The 24680-nt window shown below is 70.9% G+C and carries 18 protein-coding genes; 9 read left to right on the forward strand and 9 right to left on the reverse strand.

The genetic code is table 11. The features are described 5' to 3' along the window. The first annotated feature begins 40 nt into the window (after positions 1–40). From PZB77_RS05440 to PZB77_RS05450, 3 genes are all read left to right on the forward strand, one after another. The gene (locus tag PZB77_RS05440) at positions 41–2035 is read left to right on the forward strand and encodes a glycosyltransferase (RefSeq protein WP_275491399.1); all 1995 of its coding nucleotides are present in this window, start codon (positions 41–43) and stop codon (positions 2033–2035) included. 78 nt (positions 2036–2113) lie between these two features. After that, the gene (gene galU / locus PZB77_RS05445) at positions 2114–3046 is read left to right on the forward strand and encodes a UTP--glucose-1-phosphate uridylyltransferase GalU (RefSeq protein WP_275491400.1); all 933 of its coding nucleotides are present in this window, start codon (positions 2114–2116) and stop codon (positions 3044–3046) included. A gap of 166 nt (positions 3047–3212) precedes the next feature. Continuing rightward, positions 3213–4598 carry an FAD-dependent oxidoreductase gene (locus PZB77_RS05450; RefSeq protein WP_275491401.1) on the forward strand — a complete coding sequence of 462 codons (1386 nt, stop codon included), beginning with the start codon at positions 3213–3215 and terminating at the stop codon, positions 4596–4598. A gap of 59 nt (positions 4599–4657) precedes the next feature. Here PZB77_RS05450 and hemE read toward each other — a convergent pair whose 3' ends face one another. Beyond that, positions 4658–5731, reverse strand: coding sequence for a uroporphyrinogen decarboxylase (gene hemE, locus PZB77_RS05455; RefSeq protein ID WP_275491402.1), 1074 nt, complete (start codon positions 5729–5731; stop codon positions 4658–4660). Positions 5732–5823: 92 nt separating this feature from the next. On the opposite strand from hemE, the gene PZB77_RS05460 reads away from it, so the two are divergent. The 6 genes from PZB77_RS05460 to PZB77_RS05485 all read left to right on the forward strand — a co-directional run bounded on the left by PZB77_RS05460 (position 5824) and on the right by PZB77_RS05485 (position 13861). After that, positions 5824–6483, forward strand: a complete 660-nt coding sequence (locus PZB77_RS05460) for a DUF3000 domain-containing protein (protein WP_275491403.1) — start codon at positions 5824–5826, stop codon at positions 6481–6483. Positions 6484–6714: 231 nt separating this feature from the next. Continuing rightward, entirely contained in the window at positions 6715–7377 is a 663-nt protein-coding gene (locus PZB77_RS05465; protein WP_275491404.1) for a response regulator transcription factor, read from the forward strand. Positions 7378–7497: 120 nt separating this feature from the next. After that, the gene (locus PZB77_RS05470; protein WP_275491405.1) at positions 7498–8784 is read left to right on the forward strand and encodes a ribonuclease D; all 1287 of its coding nucleotides are present in this window, start codon (positions 7498–7500) and stop codon (positions 8782–8784) included. Positions 8785–9145: 361 nt separating this feature from the next. After that, complete coding sequence (locus PZB77_RS05475; RefSeq protein ID WP_275491406.1) at positions 9146–10372, forward strand: acetyl-CoA C-acyltransferase; 1227 nt, start codon at positions 9146–9148, stop codon at positions 10370–10372. After that, the gene (locus PZB77_RS05480) at positions 10369–12498 is read left to right on the forward strand and encodes a 3-hydroxyacyl-CoA dehydrogenase NAD-binding domain-containing protein (protein WP_275491407.1); all 2130 of its coding nucleotides are present in this window, start codon (positions 10369–10371) and stop codon (positions 12496–12498) included. Before PZB77_RS05475 ends, PZB77_RS05480 begins: the two co-directional genes overlap by 4 nt. Positions 12499–12739: 241 nt before the next feature. After that, the gene (locus PZB77_RS05485; RefSeq protein ID WP_275491409.1) at positions 12740–13861 is read left to right on the forward strand and encodes an LCP family protein; all 1122 of its coding nucleotides are present in this window, start codon (positions 12740–12742) and stop codon (positions 13859–13861) included. 79 nt (positions 13862–13940) lie between these two features. Here the strand turns inward: PZB77_RS05485 and PZB77_RS05490 are convergent, their stop codons facing one another. The 8 genes from PZB77_RS05490 to PZB77_RS05525 all read right to left on the reverse strand — a co-directional run bounded on the left by PZB77_RS05490 (position 13941) and on the right by PZB77_RS05525 (position 24654). After that, complete coding sequence (locus PZB77_RS05490) at positions 13941–15446, reverse strand: amino acid permease (protein WP_275491410.1); 1506 nt, start codon at positions 15444–15446, stop codon at positions 13941–13943. 170 nt (positions 15447–15616) lie between these two features. After that, the gene (gene dxs / locus PZB77_RS05495) at positions 15617–17530 is read right to left on the reverse strand and encodes a 1-deoxy-D-xylulose-5-phosphate synthase (protein ID WP_275491411.1); all 1914 of its coding nucleotides are present in this window, start codon (positions 17528–17530) and stop codon (positions 15617–15619) included. Between the two features lie 277 nt (positions 17531–17807). Beyond that, complete coding sequence (locus PZB77_RS05500) at positions 17808–19100, reverse strand: sugar ABC transporter permease (RefSeq protein ID WP_275491412.1); 1293 nt, start codon at positions 19098–19100, stop codon at positions 17808–17810. After that, positions 19097–19885 (reverse strand): ATP-binding cassette domain-containing protein, encoded by a 789-nt coding sequence (locus tag PZB77_RS05505; protein WP_275491413.1) that lies wholly within the window; start codon positions 19883–19885, stop codon positions 19097–19099. The genes PZB77_RS05500 and PZB77_RS05505 overlap by 4 nt, the downstream gene beginning before the upstream one ends. 267 nt (positions 19886–20152) lie before the next feature. Beyond that, positions 20153–21268, reverse strand: coding sequence for a sugar ABC transporter substrate-binding protein (locus PZB77_RS05510; RefSeq protein ID WP_275491414.1), 1116 nt, complete (start codon positions 21266–21268; stop codon positions 20153–20155). A gap of 121 nt (positions 21269–21389) precedes the next feature. After that, positions 21390–22589, reverse strand: a complete 1200-nt coding sequence (locus PZB77_RS05515) for an ROK family transcriptional regulator (protein WP_275491415.1) — start codon at positions 22587–22589, stop codon at positions 21390–21392. Positions 22590–22804: 215 nt separating this feature from the next. Further along, complete coding sequence (locus tag PZB77_RS05520; RefSeq protein ID WP_275491416.1) at positions 22805–23734, reverse strand: carbohydrate ABC transporter permease; 930 nt, start codon at positions 23732–23734, stop codon at positions 22805–22807. Further along, positions 23734–24654: a sugar ABC transporter permease gene (locus tag PZB77_RS05525; protein ID WP_275491417.1), complete on the reverse strand. Its 921-nt coding sequence runs from the start codon at positions 24652–24654 to the stop codon at positions 23734–23736. Before PZB77_RS05525 ends, PZB77_RS05520 begins: the two co-directional genes overlap by 1 nt. Positions 24655–24680 lie beyond the last annotated feature (26 nt).

A 24680-nucleotide genomic window follows, 5' to 3' on the forward strand; every position in this document is an offset into this window, starting at 1 on the left:
CCTTCCCGGACCCGGACCCCGAGCAGCCCGAAGGACACTTGTGCGGATCTCCTTTCTCCTCCACAGCATCGACAATTTCGGCGGGGTGCCCCGGGCGACCAGCAGTCTGGCCACCGCTCTGGCGGCCCAGCACCAGGTGGAGATCGTCTCCATCTTCCGGACGGCGGACCGGCCGTCCTTCGCGCCCTCGGCCGACGTCTCCGTGCGCTACCTGGTCGACCAGCGCGACGGGGCGCAGAAGCCGAAGGAGGGCGAGCGGTCACGGATCATGCCGCGCGAGGACGACTGGGCCGACCGCTACAGCCGGGAGGTGGACGACAAGGTCCTCGGCCACCTCGGTACGTGCGGCGCCGACGTCGTGATCGCCGCCCGGCCGACGTTCGCCGCGTACTTCGTCGCCCACGGCAGGCACGGCTACGGGCGGGTGGTCATCGACCACGAGGGCTCGATGGTCCCCTCCGAGGAGCTGCGCGCACGCACTCTGGAGCTGTACCGCGAGATGGACGGCGTCGTCTGCCTCACCCAGGCCGACGCCGACACCTACCGGCACCGGCTCGGCGAGCAGGCACCGCCGCTCGCCGCCATCGGCAACATCGTGCCGCCGCCGGCCCGGCACGCCCCGGTGCGGGGTCTGCCGCTGATCGCCGCCGCGGGACAGCTCGTACCGCGCAAGGGGTTCGACACGCTGATCAACGCGTTCGCCAAGGTCGCCCCCCACCACCCGCAGTGGCGGCTGCGCATCTTCGGCCGCGGGCCCGAGCACGGGCGGCTGCAGGAGCTGGTGCACGCGCACGGGCTGAGCGACGCCGTCCGCCTCATGGGCGCCGTGCCCGACCTGACCGCGGAGTGGGACAAGGCCGCGTTCGCGGTGAGCGCGGCCCGCCGCGAGTCCTTCGGCCTGACGCTGGTGGAGGCCATGCACCACGGGCTCCCGGTCCTCGCGGCCGACGCTCCGTTCGGCCCCGGTGAGATCGTCACCCCCGGCCAGAACGGCATCCTCGTTCCGGTCGGCGACGAGGACGCCATGGCCCAGGCGATGCACTACCTCATCACCCAGCCGGCCGAGCGGGAGAAGCTCTCCCAGGGCGCCTACGCCTCGGCCCCGCTCTACAGCGCGGAGCGCATCGCCTTCCTCTGCACCGCCTTCCTGCGCGAGGTGGCGGCCTCGGTACCCGACGGGAGCGCCGCCGTACTCCCCCCCGTGGTCCATGCGGGTGTCCCGGCCCAGGTGCTGGTGGGCGGCGACGGTTCGATCGAGGTCCGCACCGTGGCGCAGCCCGGCACCGAACTCCCCGCGCTCTGCGTCACCCTGCGCAGGGCCGACGCGCCCCTGGTCAGGCTGGCCGCTCTCGGAACGTCGGTGGACGAGGCGACGGGCGTCACGCACGCGGTGTACGCGGTGCCCGCCGAACCGCCGATCCTCACCGAGGGCCGTTACGACATCGACCTGGAGCTGCCCGACGGCCGTCGCCAGGCGCTCGCGGTCGAGGGCGTCCACACCGGTGGTCTGCTGGTCCGCCGGATCCCGCCGGAGGGCCCGGCGTACTGGCCGGTGCCCTACCGCGCCGCGGACGGCCACCTGTCCCTCTTCGTGCGTCATCGCGCGGAGCACGCCGAGGTGCACTCCGTGGTGGTGGGACAGGACGGCTGGCTCGTGCGCGGCAGCCTGATCGTGCCCCGGGAGGCCAACCTCTCCGGGCTGCGGCTGTCGGCCGCACCCCGCCGGGGCAGCGTCGCCTCCACCGTGTCGGGCCACGCCTCCGTGGGACACGACGGCACCTTCGAGGCGCACCTGCCGTTCGCCGGGGTGGTGGCCGCGTCGTCGGGCGGGCACGACGACTGGGACCTGTGGCTGGAGCGGGAACCCGGACTGCCGCGCATCCGGCTGGCGCGCTTCTTCGACGACATCCTCGAGCGCAAGCGGATCGACGTCTACCCCACCCAGCGGTGGCACCACCCGACGCAGGGCCCGGTCTCCGGAAGGGTCTTCTTCACGCCCGGCAACGAGCTCTCCTTCACCGTCAGCCCCGACTGACCGGGCGCCCGGCCGGCACTGTCCGGGGCCTTTCCTGTCGTACCGTCATGACCGCCGCTCGCCGTGGAGTACACCTCTATGCCTTCGCACCACCCCCGCACCCGTAAAGCCGTCATCCCGGCCGCGGGGCTCGGCACCCGATTCCTCCCCGCGACCAAAGCGACCCCCAAGGAGATGCTCCCGGTCGTGGACCGGCCCGCCATCGAGTACGTGGTGGCGGAGGCCGTGCGCAGCGGACTCGACGACGTGCTCATGGTCACCGGCCGCAACAAGCGGGCCCTGGAGGACCACTTCGACCGCGCCTACGAGCTGGAGCATCTGCTCGAACTGAAGGGCGACGCGGAGAGGTTGCGTCAGGTCCGTGAGTCCAGCGAACTGGCCGACGTCCACTACGTGCGGCAGGGCAACCCGCTCGGCCTGGGCCACGCCGTCCTCTGCGCCGAGCCGCACGTCGGCGACGCTCCGTTCGCGGTGCTGCTCGGCGACGACCTCATCGACGAACGCGACGCGCTGCTCGACCGGATGCTGGAGGTCCAGGAGCAGTACGGGGGCAGCGTCGTGGCGCTCATGGAGGTCGAGGACAACCGGACCCACCTGTACGGCTGCGCCGCCGTGGCGCCCGCGGGCGACGGGGCGGGCGAGGGCGTACTGGCCGTCACCGACCTCGTGGAGAAGCCCGAGCCGGGCACCGCGCCCAGCAACCTCGCGGTCATCGGGCGGTACGTCCTCGCCCCGGAGATCTTCGGGGTCCTGCGCGAGACGGTGCCCGGCCGCGGCGGGGAGATCCAGCTGACCGACGCCCTGCGCCGGCTCGCCCTCGATCCGTCTCTCGGCGGTCCCGTGCACGCGGTGGTCTTCCGCGGCCGCCGCTACGACACCGGGGATCGCGGCGACTACCTGCGCGCCGTCGTCCGGCTGGCCTGCGAGCGCGAGGACCTCGGTCCCGGTTTCCGCTCCTGGCTGGGCGAGTTCGTACGGGAGGAAGGCTTCCTGCGGTCGAGCGGCGGATGAGGGAGGGCGGCACGCCGGGAACCTCGCGCGGCGCCCCTCCGTCGCCGCCCCGGGCCGCCCGGGTCCCTCTCCGACGGGCCGGAGGCCCACCCCGTCCCTGACACCCCGCCGGGGATCGCGGATCAGCCCTTAGCGTGGTGGTCACACTGCGGCGAAGGGACCTGGCATGACGGAGCGACTGGTGGTCATCGGGGGCGACGCGGCGGGCATGTCCGCCGCGTCGCAGGCCCGCAGGCTGAAGGGGCCGGACGAGCTGAGCATCGTGGCCTTCGAGCGCGGCCACTTCTCCTCGTACTCCGCCTGCGGCATTCCCTACTGGGTGGGCGGCGACGTGGCGGAGCGGGACGACCTGGTCGCCCGTACCCCCGAGGAGCACCGGGCGCGCGGCATCGATCTGCGCACCCGCACCGAGGTGGTGGAGATCGACGTCGCGGGCCGTCGGGTGCGGGCGCTGGACCGGGAGACCGGCACCTCGTCCTGGACCGGGTACGACAAACTGGTGATCGGCACCGGGGCGCGGCCGGTGCGACCGGCGCTGCCCGGCATCGACGCCCCGGGGGTGCACGGGGTGCAGACGCTCGACGACGGCCAGGGCCTCCTGGACTCGCTGGACCGGACCGGCCCCGGGCCCCGGCGCGCGGTGGTGGTGGGCGCGGGGTACATCGGCGTCGAGATGGCCGAGGCGATGCTGAAGCGCGGCTTCGAGGTGACCGTGCTGAACCGCGGCGAGCAGCCGATGGCGACGCTCGACCCGGACATGGGGCGCCTGGTGCACCGGGCGATGGACGGCCTGGGCATCACGACGGTGAACCGCGCGGCGGTCACGGAGATCCGCACCGGGCCGGACGGCCGGGTCCGCGCCGTGGTGACCGAGGCGGCGACCTACCCGGCGGACGTGGTCGTGCTCGGCATCGGGGTGGAGCCGGAGACCACGCTGGCCCGGGCCGCCGGGCTGCCGCTCGGCCCGCACGGCGGGCTGCTGACGGACCTGTCGATGCGGGTGGTGGGGCACGAGGACATCTGGGCGGGCGGCGACTGCGTGGAGGTGCTGGACCTGGTGGCGAAGCGCACCCGGCACATCGCGCTCGGCACCCACGCCAACAAGCACGGCCAGATCATCGGCGCCAACGTCGGCGGTGGTTACGGGACCTTCCCCGGCGTGGTCGGTACGGCGGTGAGCAAGGTCTGCGACCTGGAGATCGCCCGGACCGGACTGCGGGAGAAGGACGCGCGGGCGGTGGGCCTGCGGTATGTGACGGCGACGATCGAGTCGACGGGCCGGGCCGGGTACTACCCGGGCGCCGCGCCCATGACGGTGAAGATGCTCGCCGAGTACCGCACCGGGCGGCTGCTGGGCATGCAGATCGTGGGGCGCGACGGCGCGGCGAAGCGGGTGGACATCGCGGCGGTGGCGCTGACCGCCGGGATGACGGTGGAGGAGATGACCGCGCTCGACCTGGGGTACGCCCCGCCGTTCTCCCCGGTCTGGGACCCGGTCCTGGTGGCGGCCCGCAAGGCGAGCACGGCGGTACGGGAGGCGGGGTCGGCCTGAGCGACGGGCGCCCCGCGGGCACGGACCGCCGGGATCCCGGGCGGTCCGTGCCCGGCTGGTCAGCGCGCGGTCCGCGTGTGGACGTACTCCACGAGACGGGTGAGGGAGTCCGGGTCCATCGAGGGCATGACGCCGTGGCCGAGGTTGAAGATGTGTCCCTCCAGGCCGGCGGCGGCGTCCAGCACCTCGCGGGTCTTCTCCTCGACCGTGGCGGTCGGGGCGAAGAGGACCGCCGGGTCGAGGTTGCCCTGGAGCGCCTTGCCGGGGCCGACGCGGCGGGCGGCCTCGTCGAGGGAGACGCGCCAGTCGACGCCGACGACGTCCGCGCCGGCCTCGCCCATGAGGCCGAGCAGTTCGCCGGTGCCCACGCCGAAGTGGATGCGCGGGACGCCGTACGAGGCTACGGCGTCGAAGACCTTGGCGGAGGCGGGCATCACCGAGCGGCGGTAGTCGGCGGGGGCCAGCGCGCCGACCCAGGAGTCGAAGAGCTGCACGGCCGAGGCACCGGCCTCGATCTGGACCCTCAGGAAGGCGCCGGTGATCTCCGCGAGCCGGTCCACGAGGTCGGCCCAGAGCTGCGGGTCGCCGTACATCATGGCCTTGGTGCGCTCGTGGCTGCGGGAGGGCCCGCCCTCGACGAGGTAGCTGGCGAGCGTGAAGGGCGCGCCCGCGAAGCCGATGAGCGGGGTGGGGCCGAGCTCGGCGGTGAGCATCCCGATGGCCTCGGTGACGTACGGGACGTCCTCGGGCGTCAGATCGCGCAGCCGGGCCAGGTCGGCGCGGGTGCGGATCGGGTCGGCGATCACCGGTCCGACACCGGGCTTGATGTCCAGGTCGATGCCGATGGCCTTGAGCGGGACGACGATGTCGCTGAAGTAGATGGCGGCGTCCACCTTGTGGCGGCGCACCGGCTGCAGGGTGATCTCGGTGACCAGCTCCGGCATCATGCAGGAGTCGAGCATCGCGATGCCCTCACGGACCTTCAGGTACTCCGGCAGCGACCGCCCCGCCTGCCGCATGAACCAGACCGGGGTGTGCGGGACGGGTTCTCGCCGGCACGCCTTCAGGAACACCGAGTCGTGGGGGGCGGAGGTCGTCGTCTGCTGGCCCGGGGGGCGTTCGTTGGCACTCACGCACAGAATCTTCGCACGAAGCCCCAAGGAGCCCCGCCCGACCAGGGTGTCTCTCCCTGCGCGCGGCCCGCGTTCCGCCTACTCTTCCCCGCATGGCTCCGGCGCAGGAACAGTTCTCCGATCAGTCCGACCACGCTTCCCAGAAGGACGGTGCGGAGAGCAAACCCACTCCGCCCGGGTTCCGGTCGGCGGTCGACGCGCTGCGCTCGGCGCGGCTCCGTCCCGAGCTGGAGATCGAGGCGACCAAGCCCCCGCAGCGGCTCGCCCCGTACGCCTACGCCCTGGAGGCGGCGGTGGTGGACGGCGAGGAGGACCTCGCGGACGGCCGTCTGGTGCTGCTGCACGATCCGGCCGGTCACGACGCCTGGCAGGGAACGTTTCGCCTGGTGACGCTCGTACGGGCGGAGCTGGAGCCGGAGATGGCCGCGGACCCGCTGCTGCCCGAGGTGTGCTGGTCCTGGCTGACGGGCGCCCTGGAGGCGCGCGGCCTCACCTACGGGTCGGCGGGCGGGACGGTCACCCGGGCGGGGTCGCACTACTTCGGCGAGCTGGGCAGCCGCCGGCCCGCGACCCAGATCGAGATCCGCGCCTCCTGGACGCCCGGTGAGGGTCAGGGCGGGGTGCCGGACACGGCGGGGCACCTGACGGCCTGGGGCGATCTGCTCTGCCAGATCGCGGGGCTGCCGCCGTCCGGTGCGGCGGACGCGACGGTGGTCTCGCTGCCGCAGCGGCGGGGCCCGCAGACCTCCTGACGCCCCTTCCGGCGGGGTTCCGGTCGGGCCCCGACAGGCGGGACGACCGCCGGACCCATTGTCGTACAATCGATCGCGCGTCCGATTTGCCCGAATTGTTACTCACCAAATCGTGATCTTCCTCTAAAGGAGGACGGGTCTGCTGCCGAAGAGGTCAATGACCCTTCACGCACGGTTCGCCCCGGCTTCATCCCCGAGCCGGCCCGTCCCGCCACTCCCCCAGGAGGCCTGGTGTCCGTTCTCCTAGAGCAGCCCGCAAGCCTGGTCGCCTACCGCCCGAACAAGCCGACGGCCATGGTCGTCGTGGCCGACCCGCGCGTCCGTTCCACCGTGACCCGCCATCTGTGGGCCCTCGGAGTTCGTGACGTCATCGAGGCGTCGTCCATCGCGGAGGCCCGCCCCCGCGTCGGCAACCCGCGCGACATCTGCGTTGCCGACGTCCACCTGCCCGACGGTTCCGGGCTGACCCTGCTGTCCGAGACCCGAGCCGCAGGCTGGCCGAACGGTCTCGCCCTCTCCGCCGCCGACGACATCGGCGCCGTGCGCAACGCCCTCGCGGGCGGCGTCAAGGGCTACGTCGTCACCGGCACCCGTACCAGCATCGGCCACCCCAACCGACCCGGCGTCGCCCCCATCGGCGCCAATGCCGCCCGTATGCACCGCCGGCCCCCCGGCTCCCCGAGCCACCCGGGCGGCTACCGCGAACTCTCCGGCCGTGAGGTGGAGGTGCTCCGCCTGGTCGCCGAAGGCCAGTCCAACAAGGCCATCGGCGTCTCGATGGGCCTCTCCGCCCTCACGGTCAAGTCCCACCTCGCCCGTATCGCCCGCAAGCTCGGCACCGGAGACCGCGCCGGAATGGTCGCCGTCGCCCTGCGGACCGGCATCATCCACTGACGACCACCCCCACCGGCACCCCCGGACACGCGGGAGCGATCCGGCCGGTTTACGCACCCGACACCCGACGACGGAACGTTCCGTCGTCGGGTGTCGCGCATACCCGGATACCCTTGACGGGTGACCGACGCCCAAGAGACCGCAGCAGACACGACACTGCGAACCACCGGGGGCGCCCCCCCGGACGACGTCGCCCCGGCGCCGATCCCCTTGCTGGAACCGCGCGAGGGCATTCCACCGGTGGTGGCGGACGACGACGCCCTCGCCCGGGTGGTCGCCGCCTTCGCGGCGGGCAGCGGCCCGGTGGCCGTCGACGCCGAGCGCGCCTCCGGCTACCGCTACGGCCAGCGCGCCTACCTCGTACAGCTGCGCCGCGAGGGCGCGGGCAGCGCCCTGGTGGACCCCGTCGGCTGCCCCGACCTGTCCGGCCTCGGTGAGGCCCTGAGCGGCACCGAGTGGATCCTGCACGCGGCCACCCAGGACCTTCCCTGCCTGCGCGAAATAGGCATGCTCCCCACGTCCCTCTTCGACACCGAGCTCGCCGGACGGCTGGCCGGGTTCCCCCGGGTCGGCCTCGGCGCGATGGTGGAGAACGTCCTCGGGTACGCGCTGGAGAAGGGCCACTCCGCGGTGGACTGGTCCACCCGGCCCCTCCCGGACCCGTGGCTGCGCTACGCCGCCCTCGACGTCGAACTGCTGATCGATCTGCGGGACGCGCTGGAGAAGGAGCTGGACCGCCAGGGCAAGCTGGAGTGGGCCCACGAGGAGTTCGCCGCCATCGCGTCGGCGCCGCCCGCCCCGCCGCGCCAGGACCCGTGGCGCCGGACCTCCGGCATGCACAAGGTGCGCCGGCGCCGCCAGCTGGCCGTCGTCCGGGAGCTGTGGGAGACCCGCGACCGGGTGGCGCAGCGGCGTGACGTCTCCCCCGGCAAGGTGCTCGGCGACGGAGCGATCGTCGAGGCGGCCCTCGCGTTGCCCGCCGACGTCCAGGCGATGGCGGCCCTGCCCGGTTTCGGACACCGGGTGAACCGGCGCCAGCTGGAGCAGTGGCAGGCGGCCGTGGACCGCGCCAAGGCGCTGCCCGAGTCCGAGCTGCCGCAGCCCGGCCAGCAGCTCACGGGCCCGCCGCCGCCGCGCGCCTGGGCGGACAAGGACCCGGCGGCCGCCGCCCGGCTCTCGGCCGCCCGCGCCGCCGTCTCCGACCTCGCCGAGCGGCTGCACCTGCCGCAGGAGAACCTCATCACCCCGGACACCGTGCGCCGGGTCTGCTGGGAACCGCCGAAGAGCCTCACCCCCGGAGCGGTCGAGGACCTGCTCGCGGGGTACGGCGCTCGGCGCTGGCAGATCGGCCTGGTGGCCCCGCTGCTGCGGGACGCGCTGGACGCGGGCTCGGGCACGGCTTCCTGACCCTCCCCGGCGGACCGCCGTCCCCCGCCCCGACCCCGACACCCCTGGCCGAGCGCCGGGGGTGTCGTCGATTCCGGCGCCCCGGCAGGAGCGAAATCGCGCCAGGTTGACGGCTCGCACTTCCGGTTCGGAGCCGGTGGGACGCGAGTACGACGTGGGTAGGGGGTGGGTGGGGCGCGGCTCGCGGCGGACCCGCACCGTCCGTCCGGTCCTTCCGTCGGCCGCAGCGCCCGTGTGACCTTCGACGCTCCGGCCACAGGGGGTGGGCAGTCTGGTTACCCGCAAGTAGCATGAGGGCAGGCGGCACGCTTCCGGGCGTGCCCCGCAGCAGTGCCATCCCGCACCCTGGAGGAGAGCCATCGTGCCTCGTACCATCCGGGACGTCGTCTTCGTCGACGGCGTCCGCACCCCGTTCGGCAAAGCGGGCCCGAAGGGCATCTACCACGAGACCCGCGCCGACGATCTCGTCGTGAAGGCCATCCGGGAGCTGCTGCGCCGCAACCCGGACCTGGACCCCGCCAGGATCGACGAGGTCGCCATCGCCGCAACCACCCAGATCGGCGACCAGGGCCTCACCCTCGGCCGGACCGCCGGAATCCTGGCCGGTCTGCCGCAGTCCGTACCCGGCTACTCGATCGACCGCATGTGCGCGGGCGCGCTGACCGCCGTCACCACGACGGCCGGCTCCATCGCCTTCGGCGCCTACGACGTCGTCGTGGCCGGTGGTGTCGAGCACATGGGCCGCCACCCCATGGGCGAGGGTGTGGACCCGAACCCGCGTTTCGTGTCGGAGAAGCTGGTCGACGAGTCCGCCCTCTTCATGGGCATGACCGCCGAGAACCTGCACGACCGCTACCCGCGGATCACCAAGGAGCGCGCGGACGCCTACGCGGTGCGTTCGCAGGAGAAGGCCGCCAAGGCGTACGCCGACGGCAAGATCCAGCAGGACCTGGTACCGGTCTCGGTGCGCCGCACCAACGCGGAGGCCGGCGAGACCGGCTGGGGCCTGGTCACCGCCGACGAGCCGATGCGCCCGGGCACCTCGATGGAGTCCCTCGCCGGGCTCAAGACGCCGTTCCGCCCGCACGGCCGCGTCACCGCGGGCAACGCGGCGGGCCTCAACGACGGCGCCACCGCCTCGCTGCTCGCCGCCGAGGACGTCGCCCGTGAGCTGGGCCTCCCGGTCCGGATGCGTCTCGTGTCGTACGCCTACGTGGGCGTCGAGCCGGAGGTCATGGGGTACGGCCCCATCCCGGCGACCGAGAAGGCGCTGGCCAAGGCCGGTCTGAGCATCGACGACATCGGTCTCTTCGAGGTCAACGAGGCGTTCGCCGTCCAGGTGCTCGCCCTGCTCGACCACTACGGCATCGCCGACGACGATCCGCGCGTCAACCAGTACGGCGGCGCCATCGCGTACGGCCACCCGCTGGCCTCCTCCGGCGTCCGGCTGATGACCCAGCTGGCCCGCCAGTTCGAGGAGCAGCCGGAGGTCCGCTACGGCATCACCACGATGTGCGTGGGCTTCGGCATGGGCGCCACCGTCATCTGGGAGAACCCGCACTTCGACGCCGAGGGAGACTCCGCGTGAGCGCCACCACCGAACTTCTGAAGGGGGCGGCCGAGCTCTTCCCGGGCGAGGTCGTCACCGGCGCGCACGTGCGCCACCTCGACCTCCCCGCGGGCGCGGGCAGGTTCGCGCTCATCACGCTGGACAACGGCCTGGACCACACCAAGCCGACCACCTTCGGCCCGCAGTCGCTGGCCAACCTGGACGCCGCGATCGACCAGGTCGAGAAGGAGGCGTCCGAGGGCGCCATCGTCGGTGTCGGCATCACCGGCAAGCCGTTCATCTTCGCGGTGGGCGCCGACCTCAAGGGCGTCGAGCTGCTGAAGCGTCACGAGGACGCGCTCGCGATCGGCAAGGGCGGCCACGACGTCTTCCGTCGCCTCTCCGGCCTCGCGGTCCCGACCTTCGCGTACTACAACGGCGCGGCGATGGGCGGCGGGGTCGAGGTCGGCCTGCACTGCTCGTACCGCACGGTCTCCAAGGCGCTGCCGGCCTTCTCGCTGCCCGAGGTCTTCCTCGGTCTGGTGCCCGGCTGGGGCGGGTGCGCGCTGCTGCCGAACCTGATCGGCGCCGACCGCGCGGTCTCGGTGATCATCGAGAACTCGCTGAACCAGAACCGTCAGCTCAAGGGCGCGCAGGTCTTCGAACTCGGCATCGCCGACGCGCTCTTCGACGGCGCGGACTTCCTGGAGCGCTCGCTCGTGTGGACGGCGTCCGTCCTCAAGGGCGAGACCGTGGTCGAGCGTGCGGAGATCGACCGGGGTGACGCCTGGGACCAGGCCGTCGCGCGCGGCCGGGCGGTCGCGGACTCCAAGGTGCACGGCGCGGCCCCCGCCGCCTACCGCGCGCTGGAGATCATCGCCGCCGCCAAGGACGGCGACCTGGGCGCCGGCTTCGACGCCGAGGACCGGGCTCTGGCCGACCTGATCATGAGCGGTGAGCTGCGCTCGGGTCTCTACGCCTTCAACCTGGTGCAGCGGCGCGCCAAGCGCCCGGCCGGCGCTCCGGACAAGAGCCTGGCCCGTCCGGTCACCAAGGTCGGCGTCGTCGGCGCCGGTCTGATGGCCAGCCAGCTCGCGCTGCTCTTCCTGCGCCGCCTGGAGGTACCGGTCGTCCTCACGGACATCGACCAGGAGCGCGTCGACAAGGGTGTGGGCTACGTTCACGCCGAGATCGACAAGCTGCTCGCCAAGAAGCGCGTCAACCAGGACAAGGCCAACCGTCTCAAGGCCCTGGTGACCGGTGTCCTGGACAAGGCGGAGGGCTTCTCCGACGCCGACTTCATCATCGAGGCCGTCTTCGAGGAGATCGGCGTCAAGCAGCAGGTGTTCGCCGAGGTCGAGGCGGTCGCCCCGGCGCACGCGATCCTCGCCACCAACACCTCCTCCCTCTCCGTCACCGAGATGGCGTCGAAGCTGAAGAACCCCGAGCGGGTCGTCGGCTTCCACTTCTTCAACCCGGTCGCGATCCTCCCGCTGCTGGAGATCGTGCGCGGCGAGCTGACCGACGACGCTGCGCTGGCGACGGCGTTCGGCGTGGCCCGGAAGCTGAAGAAGACCGCGGTCCTGGTGAAGGACGCCCCGGCGTTCGTCGTCAACCGCATCCTCACCCGCTTCATGGGCGAGATCCAGAACGTCATCGACGAGGGCACCCCGGTCGCCGTCGCCGAGCGCGCCGTCGAGCCGCTCGGACTGCCGATGTCTCCGCTGGTCCTGCTGGAGCTGGTCGGCCCGGCGATCGGGCTGCACGTCTCCGAGACCCTGCACCGCGCGTTCCCGGAGCGCTTCACCGTCTCGGAGAACCTCGCGGCGGTCGTCAAGGCCGGCAAGCGCGGCTTCTACGTCCACGACTCCGGCGAGCCGGAGCTGGACCCCGAGGTCGCCGCACTCCTGAAGCAGGGCGACACCGTCCTGACGGAGGAGCAGACCCGTGACCGTGTCCTGGACGCGGTGGCGCAGGAGATCGGCCTGATGCTCGACGAGGGCGTCGTCGCCGAGGCGCAGGACATCGACCTCTGCCTGATCACCGGTGCGGGCTGGCCGTTCCACCTGGGCGGTGTCACGCCGTACCTGGACCGGGCCGGCGTCTCCGAGCGGGTGAACGGCAAGCCGTTCCTGGCACCGGGCGTGGCGAGCGTGCCGGCGTAACACCCGGTGCCGCCGTGGACGGGCCGTACGGATCTCCCTCCCGTACGGCCCGTTCCCGTGTCCCGCGGGCGTCCGGCGGGCGGAGGGGTCGTGCACCGTCCCGGAACCGACTCCGTTTCGTACGTACACTCGACGAGCTGTCTATAGTGCTGTGCACCACGAAAGTCGGACCGGCTCCTCCCCCCACCCGAGTCCATCCAGCCACGGCTCCCCAGCCGCGAGATCAAGGGACTCGAACCCGATGAGCGAAGACGACGCCACGCCTCCGGACGGCGGGCCCTCCCGTCGGGCCGGGTCCCGGAAGAAGGGCCGCGGAACGGGCGGCACGGGCGGGCGCCCGAAGCGCCGCCGCGGTCTCAGGATCGCCCTCGTCGTCCTGCTGCTCCTGCTGATCGCCGGCGCCGGTTCCGCGTACTGGATGTACCGCGACCTCGACAACAACATCAAGGCCGTCGACATCGACTCCGGACTCGTCGAGAAGGAGCGGCCGGAGAAGCTGCCCACGTCCGGTCAGAACCTCCTCGTGCTCGGCTCCGACTCGCGCGCCGGGGCGGAGAACAAGGAGCTCGGCGGCGGAGGCGGCGTGAGCGGCGCACGGTCCGACACGGCGATGGTGGTGCACATACCCGAGGGCCGCGCCCGGGCGTTCGCCATCTCGATCCCCCGCGACACCCTGGTGACCCGGCCCGAGTGCGTGAAGGGCGACGGATCGACCCTGGCCTCCGCCGAGCGCGTCATGTTCAACTCGGTCTACTCGCAGGTGGGTCCCGCCTGCGTGGTCAAGACCGTGGAGAAGATGTCCGGGGTCAGGATCGACCACTACCTGGAGATCAACTTCGCCGGATTCAAGGGCCTGGTCGACGCCATAGGCGGTGTCACCGTCGAGGTCGACGAGCCCATCAAGGACAGTGCGAGCGGCCTGGACCTCTCGGCCGGCACGCACAAGCTCGACGGAACCGAGTCCCTCGCCTTCGTCCGGACCCGCCACGGCATCGGGGACGGCAGCGACCTCGGCCGGATCGGCCTTCAGCAGCAGTTCCTCTTCGCGCTGCTGAAGGAGGTCAAGAAGCAGGACCTGCTGGGCAGTCCGACCAAGTCGTACAAGATCGCCAGCGCCGCCACCGAGTCGCTGACCACCGACTCCAGCCTCGCCTCGCTGAAGTCCCTCGCCGAGTTCGCCCGCTCGATGAACGGGGTCGACCCCGCGTCGATGGAGACGATCATGCTGCCGGTCCAGTACGACGAGCGGGACCCGAACCGGGTGGTGGCCGCGCATCCCCAGTCCGACGACCTGTGGAAGGCGATCCGGGAGGACGCCACCATCCCGGAGTCCGCGAAGAAGTCCCCGGCCACCGGCGGCTGAGCCCGACGTCGCCGGGCCGCGGGTGCGGCAGAGGGGGCGTGCGGTCATCCCGACCGCACGCCCCCTCCTTGTCCGCGCGTCACTTCCGGACGGTCTCCAGCCGGCTGTGCCGGCGTCCGTACACGAAGTAGATGACGATGCCCAGCGCCATCCAGATCGCGAACCGGAGCCAGGTCTCCACCGGCAGGTTGAGCATCAGCCAGACCGAGGCGGCCACCGACACGACCGGGAGCAGCGGCACCCACGGGGTGCGGAAGGACCGGGGCAGGTCGGGGCGGGTGCGGCGCAGCACGATCACGCCGAGGGCGACGACCACGAACGCGAAGAGCGTCCCGATGTTCACCAGGGTCGCCAGCTCGTCGATGCTGGTGAAGCCGGCGACGATCGCGATGACGACGCCGAGCAGGATCGTCGGACGGTAGGGGGTGCCGTACTTCGGGTGGGTCACCGAGAAGAACCGGGGCAGCAGCCCGTCCCGGCTCATCGCGAAGAAGACCCGGGACTGGCCGAGCAGCAGGATCATGCAGACGACGGTGAGGCCGACCGCGGCGCCGAAGCTGATGATGCCCGCGTAGAAGGGGTGGCCGACCGCCTTGAAGGCGTCCGCCAGGGGGGCGCTCACGGAGAGTTCGGTGTAGTGCTGCATGCCGGTGACCACGACGGAGACGGCGACGTAGAGCACCGTGCAGATGAGGAGCGACCCGAGGATGCCCCGGGGCATGTCGCGCTGCGGGTGCCGGGTCTCCTCGGCCGCGGTGGCGACCACGTCGAAGCCGATGAAGGCGAAGAAGACGACGGAGGCGGCGGTGAAGATGCCCATCACCCCGAAGTTGGTGGGCGCGTAGCCGAACAGCGCCTGGACCAGAGGGGAGTCCAGCCCGGTGCCGGAGGGCTGCGGCTCGGCCTCGGGGATGAAGGGCGAGTAGTTGGCGGTGTCGATGAAGAAGAGCCCGGCGACGATCACGATCAGCACGACGGCGACCTTGATCGCCACCACGACGGTGGTCACCCGCGCCGAGAGCTTCATGCCGAGTACGAGGACGGCGGTGAGGACCAGGACGAGGACGAAGGCGAGGACGTCGAATCCGAAGCCGCTCGCCACGTCGGGCCCCGCGAGGGCGTCGGGCAGGGACCACCCCGCGTTGTCGAGCAGCGAGCGGACGTACCCCGACCAGCCGACGGCGACCACTGCGGTGCCCAGCGCGAACTCCAGCACCAGGTCCCAGCCGATGATCCACGCCACCAGCTCGCCGAGCGAGGCGTAGGAGAAGGTGTACGCGGAACCCGCCACCGGGACCGTGGAGGCGAACTCGGCGTAGCAGAGGGCGGCCAGCGCGCAGACCGCACCGGCCACCGCGAAGGCGATGGCGGTGGCGGGGCCCGCGGTCTCCTTGGCGACCTTGCCGGTGAGGACGAAGATGCCGGTGCCGATGACGACACCGACCCCGAAGACCGTGAGGTCCAGGGCGGAGAGCGACTTCCTGAGCGCGTGCTCGGGCTCCTCGGTGTCCCGCATGGACTGTTCGATCGTCTTGGTCCGGAACAGCCCGTCCCGGCCGGGGGGTGTCCCCTGCTCCACGCTCACCCGCGTACCTCCACGCACTCGTCGTGGGCGCCATCATGGGGAGCCCGTCCGCGCGCGGCGCGCCCTGCGGGGCATGTCGCGCGAACGGGCCGGTGCCACCACCCGTACAGGGAGGCGGCACCGGCCCATTCGGCGGTACGCGGGGTGCTCCGGTCGCCCGGCGCCACGGGTCAGTCGCGGGCGGGCTCCGCGTCGCGGGTCTCGTAGCGGCCGTCGAGCTTGGCGACGAGGCCGGTGACCTGGCGGGCGATGTCCGGGGCGGTGAGGCCGATCTCGGCCATGACCTCGTTGCGGGAGGCGTGGTCGAGGAAGACCGGCGGAATGCCGAAGTCGCGCAGCGGCAGGTCGACGCCGGCGTCGCGGAGCGCCTGGGCGACGGCGGAGCCGACTCCGCCGACGCGGCTGTTGTCCTCGACGGTGACGACGACCCGGTGGCGCTCGGCGAGCGGGGCCATGGCCTCGTCGACCGGCTTGACCCAGCGGGGGTCGACCACGGTGGTCGTGATGCCCTGGGCGTCCAGCAGGTCGGCGATCTCCAGGCACATGGGGGCGAGCGCGCCGACGGAGACCAGCAGCACGTCCGGCCGGTCGGTGTCGGGGGTGCGCAGCAGGTCCATGGAGCCGACGGTGCCGACCGCCTTGACGGCGGGGCCGACCGCGCCCTTGGAGAAGCGGACCACGGTGGGCGCGTCGTCGACGTCGACGGCCTCGCGCAGCTGGGCGCGGACCTGGTCGGCGTCGCGCGGGGCGGCGATCCGCAGCCCCGGCACGCACTGGAGGATCGACATGTCCCACATGCCGTTGTGCGAAGCGCCGTCCGTGCCCGTGATGCCGGCCCGGTCCAGCACGAAGGTGACACCGCACTTGTGCAGGGCCACGTCCATCAGGACCTGGTCGAAGGCGCGGTTGAGGAAGGTGGCGTAGACGGCGAAGACGGGGTGCAGGCCGCCGGTGGCGAGGCCGGCGGCGGAGACCGCGCCGTGCTGTTCGGCGATGCCGACGTCGTAGATGCGGTCGGGGAAGGCTTCCTCGAACTTGCCGAGGCCGACCGGCTGGAGCATCGCGGCGGTGATCGCGACGATGTCCTCGCGCTCGTGGCCGAGTCGGACCATCTCCTCGCCGAAGACGGAGGTCCAGTCGAGGCCGGAGGTGGAGATGGGCAGGCCGGTGTCGGGGTGGATCTTGCCGACGGCGTGGAAGCGGTCGGCCTCGTCCTGGAGGGCGGGGGTGTAGCCGCGGCCCTTCTCCGTGATGCAGTGCACGATGACCGGTCCGCCGAAGCGCTTGGCGCGCAGCAGGGCGGACTCCAGGGCCTCGATGTCGTGGCCGTCGATGGGGCCGACGTACTTCAGACCGAGGTCCTCGAACATGCCCTGCGGGGCGATGAAGTCCTTGAGGCCCTTCTTCGCGCCGTGCAGCGTCTCGTAGAGCGGCCGGCCGACGACGGGGGTGCGTCCCAGGAGGTCCTTGCCGCGGGCCAGGAAGCGCTCGTAGCCGTCCGTGGTGCGCAGGGTGGCCAGGTGGGTGGCGAGGCCGCCGATGGTCGGCGCGTAGGAGCGCTCGTTGTCATTGACGACGATGACGAGCGGGCGGTCCTTGGCGGCGGCGATGTTGTTCAGCGCTTCCCAGGCCATGCCGCCGGTGAGGGCGCCGTCACCGATGACCGCGACGACGTGGTCGTCCCTGCGCAGGACCTCGTTGGCCTTGGCGAGGCCGTCCGCCCAGCCGAGGACGGTGGAGGCGTGCGAGTTCTCGATGACGTCGTGCGCGGACTCGGCGCGCGAGGGGTAGCCCGACAGACCGCCCTTGCTCTTGAGCCGGGAGAAGTCCTGGCGGCCCGTGAGCAGCTTGTGCACGTAGCTCTGGTGGCCGGTGTCGAAGAGGACCTTGTCACGGGGGGACTCGAAGACCCGGTGGAGGGCGATGGTCAGCTCGACCACGCCCAGGTTGGGGCCCAGGTGCCCACCGGTCTTGGACACGGCGTCGACCAGGAACGTACGGATCTCCCCGGCGAGCTGTTCCAGCTGGTCGAGGCTGAGCCGGTCCAGGTCGCGCGGTCCCTCGATGCGGGTCAGCAGGTCCACCCGTGCCTCCTTGCGTGTGAGCTGGTCGAGCGTGTCGATTCCGACGAGTCTAATGTTCCGGTTCGTGGCCGCGGCATCGGGCGGTGCGTTCCTTCTCACGCCGGGGGCCTCCCGGGCGTGAGCGCCCGTCGGAAACCCGCGCTGCCTGCTCCTACCCCGGAAGCCGCCGTTCCCCCCATCGAACACGGGGGGAACGGCGGCCGGAGTGGCGGGAACACGCACGCGCGGGTGCCCGGCGCCCCCTGGGGGACACCGGGCACCCGCGCGGAGCCGTGGGTCAGGCGCGGCCCGCCGTCTTCTGGGTCTTCCGGGTGACGGAGTCGATGCAGACCGTCGCCAGGAGGACGGCACCCGTGATCATGTACTGGACCGGGGTGGCGATGCCTTCGAGGTTCAGGCCGTACTGGATGGAGACGATGACCATCACGCCGAGGAGGGCGTTCCAGGTGCGGCCCCGGCCACCGAAGAGGCTGGTGCCGCCGATGACGGCCGCGGCGATGACGTTCATCAGCAGGTCGCCGGTGCCGGCGCTCTGGTTGGCGGACGCGATCTTGGAGGCCCAGAACAGGCCGCCGATGGCCGCGAACGTACCGGCGATGGCGAACACGGAGATCCGGATCGCGGTGACGTTGATACCGGCGCGGCGGGAGGCCTCGACGCTGCCACCGAGGGCGAAGATCTTCCGGCCGTAGGCCGTGCGGCGCAGGACGAAGTCCGAGGCGACCAGGGCGACGACGAAGAAGACGAACGCCAGGGGCAGACCGCGGTCCTGGTTGAACATGAACGCGGCGGCGAAGGCGAAGACCGCCAGGACGACCGTGCGCAGGATGATGTCGGCGAGCGGGCGGGCCGGGACACCGGCCGCCTCGCGGCGACGGCTGTCGAAGAACGCCGACAGGAAGAACGCGGCCACACCGACGACGGCGAGGCCGTACGCCGCGGCGACGTCCGTGAAGTAGTACGTCGTCATCTGGCCGACGACGCCCTTGCTGTCCAGGTTGATCGTGCCCGTGTCGCCGAGCAGGTTGAGCATGAAGCCGAGCCAGAACAGCAGGCCGGCCAGGGTGACGGCGAACGCCGGAGCGCCGATCTTGGCGAAGAAGAAGCCGTGGATCGCACCGATCACCGCACCGCTGATGATGGCGATGAGGATGGCGAGCCACTCGTTCATGCCGTGGGTGATGCTGAGCACCGCGACGAGGGCACCCGCGACACCACTGACCGAGCCGACCGAGAGGTCGATCTCACCGAGCAGCAGCACGAAGATGATGCCGACGGCCATCATGCCGGTGGCGACCATCGTGACGGAGATGTCGGTGATGTTCTTCGCGGAGAGGAACTCGGAGTTCATGCTCTGGAAGATGATGCAGATGACGATCAGGCCGACGACGACCGGGAGCGAGCCCAGGTCACCGGCGCTGATCTTGCGCTTGAACTCGCTGAAGTAGCCGCCGAGTCCCTGCTCGCGGACGAGCAGCCGGGGGTCGACCGCGGTGGCGGCGCCTGCGGCGGCCTCCTGGTTGACGACCGGTGTCGCCGCCGGGGCGGTGGAGGTCTTGTCCGTGTTCACTTCGAAACCTCCGCGGTGCGCGCCGCACGACGGGTCACGGCGTTGTCCGTGGCGCCCGTGATGGCAGAGATGATCTCTTCGTGCGAGGTGGTCTTCACGTCGAAGACGCCGTTGTTGTGACCGAGGCGCAGCACGGCGACCTTGTCGGCCACCGCCTTGACGTCGGCCATGTTGTGGCTGATGAGGATGACCGCGAGACCCCGCTCGCGCAGCCGCTCGACCAGGTCGAGGACCTGGGCGGTCTGCTCGACGCCGAGGGCGGCCGTCGGCTCGTCGAGGATGACCAGCTTCGGGTCACCGAGCATCGAACGTGCGATGGCCACCGTCTGGCGCTGACCGCCGGAGAGCGAGGCGATCGGGATCCGGACGCTGGGGATGCGGATGGAGAGCGTGGAGAGCAGCTCGCGGGAGCGGCGCTCCATCTCGACCTCGTCGAGGATGCCGAAGCGTCGCAGCTCCCGGCCGAGGTAGAGGTTGCCCACCACGTCGAGGTTGTCGCACAGCGCGAGGTCCTGGTAGACCGTCGCGATGCCGAGGCCCTGGGCGTCCTGGGGGCGGTTGATGTGGACCGGCTTGCCCTGCCACTCGATGACACCGTCATCGATGGGGTGGACACCGGCAATGGTCTTGACCAGCGTTGATTTACCGGCACCGTTGTCGCCGACCAGGGCGACGACTTCTCCGGCGTGGACCTCGAGCTCGACTTCGGTGAGTACCTGGACGGCACCGAATCGCTTGGAGATCCCTCGCAACGCCAACACGGGCGTAGCGGACACGTGAACCATCTCCTTCGCCGCCTGACCGGCGGGGATGCCGCGCCCGGGGGAAGGCGCGGTGGTTGAGCAGAAGGGAAAGCGAGGAAGCGTTTCCGTCCGGCGCCCCGCCCGTTAGCGGGGCTGTTGCGGGGGCGGGACACCGGACAGGCTTCTGGGGTGTGGGCGGGCCGCTGTGCGGCGGGCCCACGGGGTCCTGCCGTTCCGCCGGGGCGGGGCCGGACCCGGCCGCGTCCCCGCCGGCCGCGCGGAGGCGGTGACGGGGCCCGGCGGGAGGGACTACTTGAGGCCGAGGGTGGCGCAGGCCGAGGCGTACTGGCCGGCGCAGATCTCGGCGACGGTGTAGACGCCGTCCTCGATGACCGTGTCCTTGATGTTGTCCTTGGTCAGCGAGACGACCGGGACGAGGTAGGTCGGGACACCCTTGGTGGTGGGGCTGTCCACGGTCGAGGTGGCGACCGTGGAGGCGATCTTCTCGCCCTTGGCCAGCGAGACGGCCATGGTGGCGGCGGCCTCACCCTCCGGGGAGTACGGCTTGTAGACGCTCATGAACTGCTCACCGGCGACGATGCGCTGCACGCCCGCGAGTTCGGCGTCCTGGCCGGTGACCGGCGGGAGGGTCTTGAGACCGGAGGCCTTGAGGGCGGTGATGATACCGCCGGCCATGCCGTCGTTGGCGGAGTAGACGCCGACGATCTTGTCCTTGCCGAGAGCCGTGATCGCCGCCTCCATGTTGGCGTTGGCGTTCTCCGGCTTCCACTCCTTGGTGTCGTACTCCTTGCCGACGGTCACCTTGCCGTCCAGGACGGACTTGGCGCCCTTCTTGAAGAGTGCGGCGTTCGGGTCGGTGATCGCGCCGTTCATCATCACGATCTTGCCCTGGGAGGCCTTGTCGCCCAGCGCCTCGAGCAGGGCCTTGCCCTGGACCCGGCCGACCTCTTCGTTGTCGAAGGAGGTGTAGGCGTCGATGGGGCCCTCGGCGAGGCGGTCGAAGGCGACGACGGGGATGCCCGCGTCCTTGGCCTTCTGCACGCTGTTGGCGATCGACTTGGAGTCCACCGCGTCGATGATCAGGGCGTCGACCTTGTTGGTGATCATGGTCTCGACCTGCTGGGCCTGCAGCGTGGCGTCCTGCTTGGCGTTGCTGTAGACGACCTCCGCCTTGCCGCCGGTGAGCTCGCCGATCTTCTTCTCGATGATCGGCTTGTCGAACTTCTCGTACCGAGCGGTGGCGTTCTCCGGAAGGAGCAGACCTATCTTGAGGTCGTCGCCCTTCTTGGCCGAGGAGTCGTCCGACTTGTCACCGGACTCCTTGGCGCTGCCACAAGCGGCGAGCGAGACCGCCATAGCGGTGGCGGCAACGGCGACAGCGGCACGACGCATACGTGTGTTCATTACTCGAACCTCCCTGACGAGGCCGCGACGTTGCGGCCGAGGTGGACGGAAGTCAACTCGGCCGCAGGGTCGGCGTCAAGGAGTAAATACTTAACGAGATGACAACGGTGCCATTCGTTATCTAAGTGAAGGCAGGCGTTGCCGTGGAGTGCGCGTTCTCCAACAGGGTCGAATCACCCATTTCACTCAGCACGAGAGCCAGTGCGCCGAGCACCTCGGCCCGCCCGCCGAGCGCCCCCGGAAGCACCGAGAGCTGCCGCGCGGCGCTCGGGATCGAGTAGCGCGCGACGGAGTCGCGGATTGGCCCGAGGACCAACTCCCCGGCCTCCGCAAGCGATCCCCCGAGTACGACCCGGCTGGGGTTGAGGAGGTTGCACAGGTTGGCGACACCGCTGCCGATGTGCCGCCCGACGTCGGCGATCACCCGGCGGCATCCCGGGTCGCCCTCACGGGCCAGCTGGACGACCCGCTCCATGGTCAGGTCGGGGCCGTGGCTCGGCATCAGCAGCGGCAGCACGTAGCGCGCGGCCGCGAAGGTCTCCAGGCATCCCCGGTTGCCGCAGCGGCAGACCGGCCCGGACTCGTCGAGGGTGATGTGGCCGATCTCCCCGGCCGTCCCGCCGGGCCCCCGGTAGATGGCCCCGTCGATCACCAGACCGGCCCCCACCCCGCTGGCGACCTTGATGTACGCGAGGTCCTTGACCCCGCGCCCGCTCCCCCAGACCAGCTCTCCCAGCGCCCCCAGGTTGGCGTCGTTGTCGACGTAGACGGGCACCCCGAGGCGGGTGGCGAGTTCGGCGCTGGGGTTGATGCCCGTCCATCCCGGCAGGATCGACGTGGAGCCGAGCGTGCCCGACTCCACGTCGATCGGGCCGGGCACCCCGAGCCCCACGCCTATCACCTTGTCCGGCCCTATCCCGGTGGTCCGGATCAGCCGGTTGACCAGGGCTTCCGCCCGGCCGAACCCCTCCGCGGAGGAGGCGTCCACGTCCATCGGCTCGGATTCCTCGGCGAGCACCTGGTGGGCCAGGTTGCCGATCGCCACGCGCAGGTGCGTATGGCCGAAGTCGACGCCGATGACCACGCCCGCGTCGCCGCTGAGCGAGACGCTCCGGGCCCGCCGGCCGCCGGCCGAGGTGGGCGTCACCTCGACGGTGCCCCCGTCCTTCAGCTCGCGCACGATGTTGGAGACGGTGGCCGCGGAGAGCCCGGTGCTCCTGGCGATCTCCGCCTGGGTGAGCGAACCTGCCATGCGCACCGCACGTACGACCCGTTCAAGATTGGCCCGATGCAGAGACGTCTGCGACCCCGGAGTCTCCATCGACTCACTCACTCCTGCCGTTTTCTCTAACATGTGAACCAATAGCTGACCTTTCCAGGGTGTGCCCCGTCAAGACCTTGAGCGTGCGGAGCCCCGTATGAGCGCGGCACCTCCCCATATGAGGTCGGTCCAATCCGGTGCAACACGGACGAAACCGCCCAACGGCCGGAGGCGGTCGGGCGGTTCCGTGGTGAAGCGGCGGTGAAGCGGCGGTGCTACTTGAGCGCTCCCGCGGTCAGACCCGCCACCACTTGGCGCTGGAAGACGATGTACGCGGCGAGAACGGGGAGCATGGCGATGACCAGCCCGGCGAAGAGCCCGGAGTAGTCCCCCTTGTAACCCTGGCTGGTGGAGAGCTCCACCAGCCCCTGTGCGAGCACCCGCTTGTCCGGGTCGGTGTTCAGCACCGTCGGCAGCATGTACTGGTTCCACTGCCCCAGGAAGTTGAAGATCCCGACGCTGATCAGTCCGGGCTTCGCCATCGGCAGCATCACCTGGAAGAAGGTCCGGGTGTGCGAGGCCCCGTCGATCAGCGCCGCCTCCGCCACCGAGGTCGGCAGCGTACGGAAGAACGAGGTCAGGAAGAACACGGTGAAGGGCAGCGAGTACGCGATGTACACGAGGATCAGGCCCTGGATCGTGTTCAGCATCCCCATGTTGTCCATGACGTAGAACAACGGGACCAGGGCCAGCATGACCGGGAAGCTCATGCCGCCGACGAACAAGAAGTAGATGAACCGGTTGCCGGGGAAGTCGAACCGGGCCAGCACGTAGGCCGCCATCGACCCCAGCACCAGCGTGCCCACGAGCGAACCGCCCACCACCAGGACGGTGTTGAGGAAGTACTCGCTCATGTGCGCCTGGTTCCAGGCGCGCCCCCACGCGTCAAAGCTCAGCGAGTCGGGCAGCGCCCAGGGGGTGTTGAAGATGGCCTTGTCCGACTTGAAGGCGGACATCACGGCCCAGAACAGCGGCAGGATCACCAGGAGCGCCCAGATGACGAGCACACCGTGCGAGAAGACGTTGAGGACGTGCCCCTCACCGCGCTTGGCCCGGGGCGCGCCCGCGCCGTCGCTCTCGGCGATCCGTTGCCCGGGGACGCCCGGCTCCTCGCGGAGGATGGGCGGGGTGTCAGTGGTCTTCATCAGTACTCCAGCCGCTCGCGCCGGCCCAGCTTCATGACGATGGCGGCGAACGCCAGGGTCACGAGGAGCAGGGCGACACCGATCGTGGTCGCATAGCCCGCCTGCCCGTCCCGGAACGCCGCCTGGTAGACGTACAGCGGCAGGACGGTGGTCGAGTAGTCCGGCCCGCCGGGGCCGACGCTCATGATGTTCACCACGGCGAAGCCCTCGGCGCCCAGCGCGAGGATGCCCATGTAGACCCACCCGGACTGCACGGTGTCCCAGAGCAGCGGGAGGGTGATCCGGGAGAAGGTGGTGAACCTGCTCGCGCCGTCCAGCAGGGCCGCCTCGTAGAAGTCCTTCGGGATGGACGCCATGCCCGCCGAGAAGAGCACCACGAAGAAGCCGGTCGTGCACCAGACGAGGACCGCGACGATGCACCAGAGCGCCAGTTTCGGATCGCCGAGCCAGTTCGGCAGGTCGTGGAATCCGAGTGCCTTCAGCGAACCGTTGATCATGCCCTGGGCAGGATCGAACGCGAACTGGAAGAGGATCGCCACGATGGCGATGGAGAGGACCTGGGGGAAGAAGTAGGCGATCTTGTAGAAGCCCGATCCGCGCACGCCCGAGATGATGGCGCCCTTTCGGCGCCGGCCGCCCACATTGAGCATGAAGGCGAAGAAGAGGGCGAGCCCCAGCGTCACCAGCGGCAGCAGGATCGCCAGCAGCACGCTGTGCTGCAGCGATTTCCAGAAGACGTCGTCCTTGAACATCTTGGTGTAGTTGTCGAAGCCGACCATCTCGAAGTCCGGGCTCAGCCCCGTCCAGTCCGTGAACGAGTAGTAGATGGACTGGATGAAGGGCCAGATGACGAAGATGACGTACAACGCCATCGGGGCGATCAAGAACCCGACTATGAACCGGTATTTACCGTGCTGCATCGTTACCGACTCCGACCTTCCTGCCG

The sequence above is a fragment of the Streptomyces sp. AM 2-1-1 genome (genome assembly GCF_029167645.1).
Classification (GTDB): Bacteria; Actinomycetota; Actinomycetes; order Streptomycetales; family Streptomycetaceae; genus Streptomyces.